Annotated in this window: 9 protein-coding genes; all 9 read right to left on the reverse strand. The window is 69.1% G+C overall.

The features are described 5' to 3' along the window. A partial coding sequence (gene nuoG, locus ACFQ4O_RS12990) for an NADH-quinone oxidoreductase subunit NuoG (protein ID WP_378776118.1) occupies positions 1 to 1,426 on the reverse strand: 1,426 nt, incomplete at its 3' end. After that, positions 1,423 to 1,569 carry a hypothetical protein gene (locus tag ACFQ4O_RS12995; protein WP_378776119.1) on the reverse strand — a complete coding sequence of 49 codons (147 nt, stop codon included), beginning with the start codon at positions 1,567 to 1,569 and terminating at the stop codon, positions 1,423 to 1,425. The genes ACFQ4O_RS12995 and nuoG, both read right to left, overlap by 4 nt. 5 nt (positions 1,570 to 1,574) lie before the next feature. Then, positions 1,575 to 2,876, reverse strand: coding sequence for an NADH-quinone oxidoreductase subunit NuoF (gene nuoF / locus ACFQ4O_RS13000; protein WP_378776120.1), 1,302 nt, complete (start codon positions 2,874 to 2,876; stop codon positions 1,575 to 1,577). Between the two features lie 4 nt (positions 2,877 to 2,880). Continuing rightward, the gene (nuoE, locus tag ACFQ4O_RS13005; protein ID WP_378776121.1) at positions 2,881 to 3,681 is read right to left on the reverse strand and encodes an NADH-quinone oxidoreductase subunit NuoE; all 801 of its coding nucleotides are present in this window, start codon (positions 3,679 to 3,681) and stop codon (positions 2,881 to 2,883) included. 196 nt (positions 3,682 to 3,877) lie between these two features. Then, positions 3,878 to 5,062 carry an NADH-quinone oxidoreductase subunit D gene (locus ACFQ4O_RS13010; protein ID WP_378776122.1) on the reverse strand — a complete coding sequence of 395 codons (1,185 nt, stop codon included), beginning with the start codon at positions 5,060 to 5,062 and terminating at the stop codon, positions 3,878 to 3,880. Then, positions 5,055 to 5,489 (reverse strand): GFA family protein, encoded by a 435-nt coding sequence (locus tag ACFQ4O_RS13015; protein WP_378776123.1) that lies wholly within the window; start codon positions 5,487 to 5,489, stop codon positions 5,055 to 5,057. The genes ACFQ4O_RS13010 and ACFQ4O_RS13015 overlap by 8 nt, the downstream gene beginning before the upstream one ends. A gap of 68 nt (positions 5,490 to 5,557) precedes the next feature. Beyond that, positions 5,558 to 6,175 (reverse strand): NADH-quinone oxidoreductase subunit C, encoded by a 618-nt coding sequence (locus ACFQ4O_RS13020; RefSeq protein ID WP_378776124.1) that lies wholly within the window; start codon positions 6,173 to 6,175, stop codon positions 5,558 to 5,560. 9 nt (positions 6,176 to 6,184) lie between these two features. Continuing rightward, entirely contained in the window at positions 6,185 to 6,766 is a 582-nt protein-coding gene (locus ACFQ4O_RS13025) for a NuoB/complex I 20 kDa subunit family protein (protein WP_378776125.1), read from the reverse strand. Continuing rightward, positions 6,757 to 7,122 carry an NADH-quinone oxidoreductase subunit A gene (locus tag ACFQ4O_RS13030; protein ID WP_378776126.1) on the reverse strand — a complete coding sequence of 122 codons (366 nt, stop codon included), beginning with the start codon at positions 7,120 to 7,122 and terminating at the stop codon, positions 6,757 to 6,759. The genes ACFQ4O_RS13025 and ACFQ4O_RS13030 overlap by 10 nt, the downstream gene beginning before the upstream one ends. Between the last annotated feature and the right edge of the window lie 529 nt (positions 7,123 to 7,651).

Below are 7,651 nucleotides of genomic sequence, written 5' to 3' on the forward strand. Positions count from 1 at the left end.
CCTGCGCCAGCCGCGCCGCGGCGGAGAGCACCGCCGCGCCGTCCGCCCGCGCCAGGGCCCCGGCGCCGATCAGGGTCAGCGGCCGGCTGGCCTCGGACAGCGCCTTGGCGAAGGAGTGCTTGCCCTCGACCAGCTCGATCAGGCTGTCGGTTCCGGCCCCGATGTGCTCGGCGCCGTAGGTCAGGTCCGCGCGCTCGCCGATGAGCCCGACGCGCACGCCGCGCTGGCGCCACGCCCGGCGGATGCGGGCGTTCAGCACCGGCGCCTCGAGCCGCGGATTGGCCCCGACGATCAGGATCGCGTCGGCCTCGTCCACGCCGGCGATCCCCGGATTGAACAGATAGCCTGCGCGGCCCGCGACCGGATCGATCGCGGCGCCGTCCTGCCGGGCGTCGATGTTCGCGACGCCGAGACGGGTCAGCAGATCCTTCAGCGCGAACATCTCTTCGGCGGCGGCGAGATCACCGACGATCGCGCCGACGCGGGAGGCGTCCGCGCTCTTGATGGCGCCGGCCACCTTCGCCAGCGCCTCGGGCCAGGAGGCCGGGCGCAGGCGGCCGTTCTCACGCACGTAGGGCCGGTCCAGCCGCTGGGCGCGCAGCCCGTCCCAGACGAAGCGGGTCTTGTCGGAGATCCACTCCTCGTTCACGTCCTCGTTCACGCGCGGCAGGATGCGCATGACCTCGCGCCCGCGGGCGTCCACCCGGATGGCGGATCCGAGCGCGTCCATCACGTCGACGGATTCGGTCTTGGACAGCTCCCACGGCCGGGCCTGGAAGGCGTAGGGCCGCGAGGTCAGCGCGCCGACCGGGCACAGGTCGATCACGTTGCCCTGCAGCTCCGACGACAGCGCGGACTCCAGATACGTGGTGATCTCCATGTCCTCGCCGCGGCCGATGGCGCCGAGTTCCGCGACGCCGGTAACCTCGGTCACGAAGCGCACGCAGCGGGTGCAGTGGATGCAGCGCGTCATGGTCGTCTTGACCAGCGGGCCGATGTACTTGTCCTCGACCGCGCGCTTGTTCTCGTGGAAGCGCGAACCCGAGACGCCGTAGGCCATGGCCTGGTCCTGCAGGTCGCACTCGCCGCCCTGGTCGCAGATCGGGCAATCCAGCGGGTGGTTGATGAGCAGGAACTCCATCACCCCCTCGCGCGCCTTCTTGACCATGGGCGAGCGGGTGGAGACCACCGGCGGCTCGCCGTTCGGCCCGGGGCGCAGATCGCGCACGCCCATGGCGCAGGAGGCCACCGGCTTGGGCGGCCCGCCCTTCACCTCGACGAGGCACATGCGGCAGTTGCCGGCGATCGACAGCCGCTCGTGGAAGCAGAAGCGCGGAATCTCCGCGCCCGCCGCCTCGCAGGCCTGCAGGATGGTGTAGTCGGCCGGGACGTCGACCTCGGCGCCGTCGACGATGATCTTGGTCATGGGCGGGTCCGCCTCGGCTTCACGTCATGCCCGCGCGCAGCGCGGGTATCCACGATTTGATGGCCGCCGCGCTCCACGCCGAAGTCGTGGACGCCCGAGCACAGCTCGGGCATGACGGCGTGGGGCTGGATCGAGCCGGCCATCGCGCTCACTCCGCCGCCATGGCGTAATCCCGCGGGGCGGGGTTCGCGGCGTAGTCGTCGATGCGCTTCTCGATCTCGTGGCGGTAGTGCCGGATCAGGCCCTGCACCGGCCAGGCCGCGGCGTCGCCGAGCGCGCAGATGGTGTGGCCCTCCACCTGGGTGGAGACCTCCAGCAGCATGTCGATCTCGCGCTTCTCGGCGCGGCCGACCGCCATGCGCTCCAGCACCCGCCACATCCAGCCCGTGCCCTCGCGGCACGGCGTGCACTGGCCGCAGCTCTCGTGCTTGTAGAAATGCGAGATGCGGGCGATGGCGCGCACGATGTCGGTGGACTTGTCCATCACGATCACCGCCGCGGTGCCGAGGCCCGAGCGCAGGTTGCGCAGGGTGTCGAAGTCCATCGACAGGTCCTGGCACTGGTGCTCCGGCAGCACCGGCACCGACGATCCGCCGGGGATGACCGCGTAGAGGTTGTCCCAGCCGCCGCGGATGCCGCCGCAGTGCTTCTCCACCAGCTCGCGGAAGGAGATGCCCATCTCCTCCTCCACGTTGCACGGCCGCTCCACGTGGCCGGAGATGGAGAACAGCTTGGTGCCGGTGTTGTTCGGCTTGCCGAGGCCGGCGAACCACGCGCCGCCGCGCCGCAGGATCGTGCCCGCGACCGCGATCGACTCCACGTTGTTCACCGTGGTCGGGTTGCCGTAGAGGCCCATGTTGGCCGGGAACGGCGGCTTCAGCCGGGGCATGCCCTTCTTGCCTTCGAGGCTTTCGAGCAGCGCGGTCTCTTCGCCGCAGATGTAGGCGCCGGCGCCGTGGTGGACGTAGATGTCGAACGGCCAGCCGTGGGTGTTGTTCTTGCCCACCAGATTGGCGGCGTAGGCCTCGTCCACGGCGCGCTGCAGCGCCTCGCGCTCCCGCACGTATTCGCCGCGGATGTAGATGTAGCAGGCGTGGGCGTGCATCGCGAAGGACGCGATCAGGCAGCCCTCGATCAGGAGATGCGGATCGTTCCGCATGATCTCCCGGTCCTTGCAGGTGCCGGGCTCGGACTCGTCGGCGTTGACGACCAGATAGTGCGGACGGCCCTCCTGCGGCTTCGGCATGAAGGACCACTTCAGGCCGGTTGGGAAGCCCGCCCCGCCCCGGCCGCGCAGGCCAGAGGCCTTCATCTCGGCCACGATCCAGTCCCGGCCCTTGTCCAGCAGGAACTTGGTCTCGTCCCACGCGCCGCGTTTCAGCGCGCTGTCGAGATCGGCGCCGCGGCGGCCGTTGAGATTGGTGAAAATCCGGTCGCGATCGGTCAGCATGGCGTCATGCTCCCTTGTCGGACGGCGTCGCGCCGGCGGGCGTCGTCTTGCCCACGGCGTCCGCGTCCTTGCTGTCGCCGGCGGCCTTCGCCTCGGGGCGTGCGCCCTCCTTCGGCTTGGCGGCGCTGTCCTGCTGGGCGGCCTCCGCGGGCGCGGGCTCCTCGCTGAAGCGGCTCTTCCAGCCGCCGACCACCGAGCCGTCATAGAGGCTCTCGTCGGTGAGCGAGGTGTCGCCGCCCAGAGGCGCCGAGCACGAGCGGCCGGTCTGGGAGCCGGTCGTCACGGCGCGGCCGGCGCGCAAGTCCTCGAGCAGCGTCTCGAAGCTCGCCGGGTCGAGGTCCTCGTAATAGTCGAAGTTGATCTGGACCATGGGCGCGTTGGCGCAGGCGCCGAGGCACTCCACTTCGAGCCAGGACAGCTTGCCGTCGGCGGTGACGTGGTTCTGCTCGCCAATGATCTTGCGGCAGACGTCCTTCAGCCGCTCCGCGCCGCGCAGCGCGCAGGGCGTGGTGCCGCAGAGCTGGACGAAATGCTCGCCCACCGGCTTCAGGTTGAACATGGTGTAGAAGGTCGCGACCTCCATCACCCGGATCACCGGCATGCCCAGCATCTCGGCCACGCGGCGGATCGCCGGCTCCGGCAGCCAGCCGTCGTGCTGCTCCTGCGCCTTCCACAGCAGCGGAATGACGGCGGAGGCCTGACGGCCTTCCGGATACTTTGCGATCTGCCCCTCGGCCCACTGCAGGTTGTCCTGCGTGAACTCGAAATCGGCGGGCTGGACCTCGGCGAGACGACGGACGGACATCAGGCGGCGCTCCCCGCGGGCAGGATATGGCTCCCACCTCTCCCCAGCGGGGAGAGGTCGCGAGGCGAAGCCTCGCGGGTGAGGGGGCGAAGGCGTTGCGGAGAGGACCGAAGCCCCCTCACCCGGCCCTGCGGGCCGACCTCTCCCCGCCGGGGAGAGGTGAAGACCCGCGCCCTGTTTGTCCGAGCGACGAGCCTCACCGGTCCACCTCCCCGAACACGATGTCGAGCGAGCCGAGGATGGCGGAGACGTCGGCCAGCATCGTGCCGCGGCACAGGTGGTCCATCGCCTGCAGGTGCGCGAAGCCGGGCGCGCGGATCTTGCAGCGGTACGGCTTGTTGTCGCCGTTCGACACCAGATAGACGCCGAACTCGCCCTTCGGTGCCTCGACCGCGGCGTAGACCTCGCCCTCGGGCACGCGATAGCCTTCGGTGTAGAGCTTGAAGTGGTGGATGAGCGCCTCCATCGAGCGCTTCATCTCGCCCCGCTTCGGCGGCGCCACCTTGCCGTCGAGGGTCGCGACCGGGCCGCGCTCCGTCTTCAGGCGCGCGCAGCACTGCTGCATGATGTGGGTCGCCTGACGCATCTCCTCCATGCGGATGAGATAGCGGTCGTAGCAGTCGCCGTTCTTGCCGATCGGGATGTCGAAATCGAGGTCGGCGTAGCAGTCGTAGGGCTGCGACTTGCGCAGGTCCCACGCCGCGCCGGAGCCGCGCACCATCACGCCCGAGAAGCCCCATTCCCACGCCTCGTTCAGCGGCACCACGCCGATGTCCACGTTGCGCTGCTTGAAGATGCGGTTCTCGGTCAGCAGCGCGTCGATGTCGGCGAGCGCCTTGTAGAAGCCGACGCACCAGCGATCGATGTCCTCGATCAATGCGTCGGGCAGGTCCTGGTGCACGCCGCCGGGGCGGAAATAGGCCGCGTGCATGCGCGAGCCCGAGGCCCGCTCATAGAACACCATCAGCTTCTCGCGCTCCTCGAAGCCCCACAGCGGCGGGGTGAGCGCGCCCACGTCCATGGCCTGCGTGGTCACGTTGAGGAGATGGGAGAGGATGCGGCCGATCTCGGAATAGAGCACGCGGATGAGCTGCGCGCGCATGGGGATCTCGACCCCGAGCAGGCGCTCCACCGCGAGGCAGTAGGCGTGCTCCTGGTTCATCGGCGCGACGTAGTCGAGCCGGTCGAAATAGGGCATCGCCTGCATGAAGGTCTTGGTCTCGATCAGCTTCTCGGTGCCGCGATGCAGCAGCCCGATGTGCGGATCGACGCGCTCCACCACCTCGCCGTCGAGCTCCAGCACAAGGCGCAGCACGCCGTGCGCCGCCGGATGCTGCGGCCCGAAGTTGATGGTGAAATTGCGGATGTCGGCTTCAGCCACCGGCCTGCTCCTGCCCGCTCACGCGCGCCACGAACTCCGCCCCGGTCAGCTTGGCCGTGTCGTCGGCGAAGCTGTAGAGGGCGGGCTTGTCGTCGATGAAGATCTCTTCGGCGAAATCGATGCCGGACAGGTCGTCGAAGGCCTGCAGCGACGCCGCCGCAGAGGAGCCGTCGCGCATGCGCCAGAACAGGCTGGAGCCGCAGTTGCGGCAGAAGGCCCGCTCGCCGTAGTCCGACGAGGCGTAGGCGCCGAGCGGCGACCCGTCCTCGATGGTCAGCTCCGTCACGGGAACGGCCATGAATACGCCGCCGCTCCAGCGCCGGCACATGCCGCAATGGCACACGTCCATGTGCGGTCCGGGCCGCGCGGCGAAGCGCACGGCGCCGCACAGGCATCCGCCGGCACGGAGCGGCAGGGGCTCAGACATGAGCGCCTCCGTTCCCGCCGCGCAGGCGTCGCCCGCTGACGCGCTCTCCCGCCGCCATCGCCCCGGCCTCAGTTCGCCTTGGCCTTCTCGTCGCCCGGCAGGACGTAGTCCACGCCCTCCCACGGCGAGAGAAAGTCGAAGTTGCGGAACTCCTGGTTCAGGCGCACCGGCTCGTAGACCACGCGCTTGGCCTCGTCGTCCCAGCGCACCTCCACGTAACCGGTGGTGGGGAAGTCCTTGCGCAGCGGATGGCCGTCGAAGCCGTAATCGGTGAGCAGACGGCGCAGGTCCGGGTGGCCGGAGAACAGCACGCCGTAAAGGTCGTAGGCCTCGCGCTCGAACCAGAGCGCGCCGGGGAACACGCCGGTGATCGAGGGCACCGGCTCCACGTCGTCCGCCGCCACTTTCACGCGCACCCGCGTGTTCCGGTAGGGCGAGAGCAGATGATAGACCACGTCGAAACGCTTGGCGCGCGCCGGCCAGTCCACGCCGCAGACGTCGACGAAGGACACGAACCGGCACTCTGGATCGTCGCGCAGGAAGGTGACGACCTCCACGATGCGCGACGCCTCGGCCGTCACGGTCAGCTCGCCATAGGCCACGGTGGTGGACAGCGCGGCGTCGCCCAGACCCTCGGCGACGCGGACCGCCAGCGCGTTCAGAACCTCTTCGGAGGAGACGCTCATGCCCTGCCCTCAGCGCTCGATCGTGCCGGTGCGGCGGATCTTTTTCTGCAGCAGCAGAACGCCGTAGAGCAGCGCCTCGGCGGTCGGCGGGCAGCCCGGCACATAGACGTCCACCGGCACCACGCGGTCGCAGCCGCGCACCACCGCGTAGGAGTAGTGGTAGTAGCCGCCGCCGTTGGCGCAGGAGCCCATGGAGATGACGTAGCGCGGCTCCGGCATCTGGTCGTAGACCTTGCGCAGGGCCGGGGCCATCTTGTTGGTCAGCGTGCCGGCGACGATCATCACGTCCGACTGGCGCGGGCTGGCGCGCGGCGCGAAGCCGAACCGCTCCACGTCGTAGCGCGGCATGGAGACCTGCATCATCTCCACCGCGCAGCAGGCGAGGCCGAAGGTCATCCACATCAGCGAGCCGGTGCGGGCCCAGGTGATGAGGTCCTCGGTGGAGGTGACGAGGAAGCCCTTGTCGGCGAGCTCGTCGTTCACGCCGGTGAAGAAGGCGTCGTCATGGCCGAGCGGGCGGCCGGAGGCGTCCGTCAGCCCCTTGGGCGCGGGCGCGATCAGCGTGCCGGGCGAGGTCGGGCTCAGTCCCATTCCAGGGCTCCCTTGCGCCACTCATAGATGAAACCGATCGTCAGCACCCCGAGGAACGCCATCATCGACCAGAAGCCGAACAGACCGACCTCCTTGAACGCGACCGCCCAGGGGAACAGGAACGCGACTTCGAGATCGAAGATGATGAACAGGATGGCGACCAGATAGAATCGGACGTCGAACTTCATGCGCGCGTCGTCGAACGCGTTGAAGCCGCACTCGTAGGCCGAGAGCTTTTCGGGGTCCGGATTCTTGTAGGCGATCAGGAAGGGCGAGGCGAGAAGCGCCACGCCAATCACGAGCGAGACGCCGAGGAAGATCACGAGCGGCAGGTAATCCGCAAGCAGATCGGGCATGGCTCAGCCGCCTCCGTTCCTCATGGCCGGACGGACGGCGTCGCCGTTCACCCGGTCCCGTGCTCGGCTCGATCCCGTGGCATGCCACGAGCGCCGACACCTTTTCGCGAGGCTTAGACCCCCGCCACTTTAGGCGCAAGGCCCCGCGCTTCAGAAGCTGAACAATTCCAGCCGGATCGAAAAAAATCTTTCGCGGCCTTGACCTTCGCACGGATCGCCGCATGCGACGCCGTGTCCTTTTCGCAACCCTCATAGTCCTAGAAAACCACACGAAAAAGCCGTGGCGACAGATGCCGCCACGGCTTCAAAACGGTGCGTTTCGAAAGGTTCGGAACGTTCGCGGCCGCGGCTCGGGATCGCTCGCGCGGCCCTGCGGTCAGCGGCCCGGAAGGACGCCGGCCTCGATCAGCTCCTCGATGGTTTTGGGCGCGCGCAGCTGCTCCTCGCGGGGCTCCGGGACCGGCGCCGCGGAGGCGAGCGCCACGCGTTCGCCCGGATCGATCACCCGGCGCGGCGCGGGCCGCGCCTC

The sequence above is a fragment of the Methylopila musalis genome, assembly GCF_042679725.1.
In the GTDB taxonomy this organism is placed as follows: Bacteria; Pseudomonadota; Alphaproteobacteria; order Rhizobiales; family Methylopilaceae; genus Methylopila; species Methylopila musalis.

What these genes read in the sequence shown, in the direction of transcription:
- ACFQ4O_RS13015 (WP_378776123.1), bottom strand. Translation starts at nt 5,489, where the DNA reads ATGTCTGAGCCCCTGCCGCTCCGTGCCGGCGGATGCCTGTGCGGCGCC.
- ACFQ4O_RS13025 (WP_378776125.1), bottom strand. Translation starts at nt 6,766, where the DNA reads ATGGGACTGAGCCCGACCTCGCCCGGCACGCTGATCGCGCCCGCGCCC.
- ACFQ4O_RS13020 (WP_378776124.1), bottom strand. Translation starts at nt 6,175, where the DNA reads ATGAGCGTCTCCTCCGAAGAGGTTCTGAACGCGCTGGCGGTCCGCGTC.
- ACFQ4O_RS12995 (WP_378776119.1), bottom strand. Translation starts at nt 1,569, where the DNA reads ATGGCCGGCTCGATCCAGCCCCACGCCGTCATGCCCGAGCTGTGCTCG.
- ACFQ4O_RS13030 (WP_378776126.1), bottom strand. Translation starts at nt 7,122, where the DNA reads ATGCCCGATCTGCTTGCGGATTACCTGCCGCTCGTGATCTTCCTCGGC.
- nuoF (WP_378776120.1), bottom strand. Translation starts at nt 2,876, where the DNA reads ATGCTGACCGATCGCGACCGGATTTTCACCAATCTCAACGGCCGCCGC.
- nuoE (WP_378776121.1), bottom strand. Translation starts at nt 3,681, where the DNA reads ATGTCCGTCCGTCGTCTCGCCGAGGTCCAGCCCGCCGATTTCGAGTTC.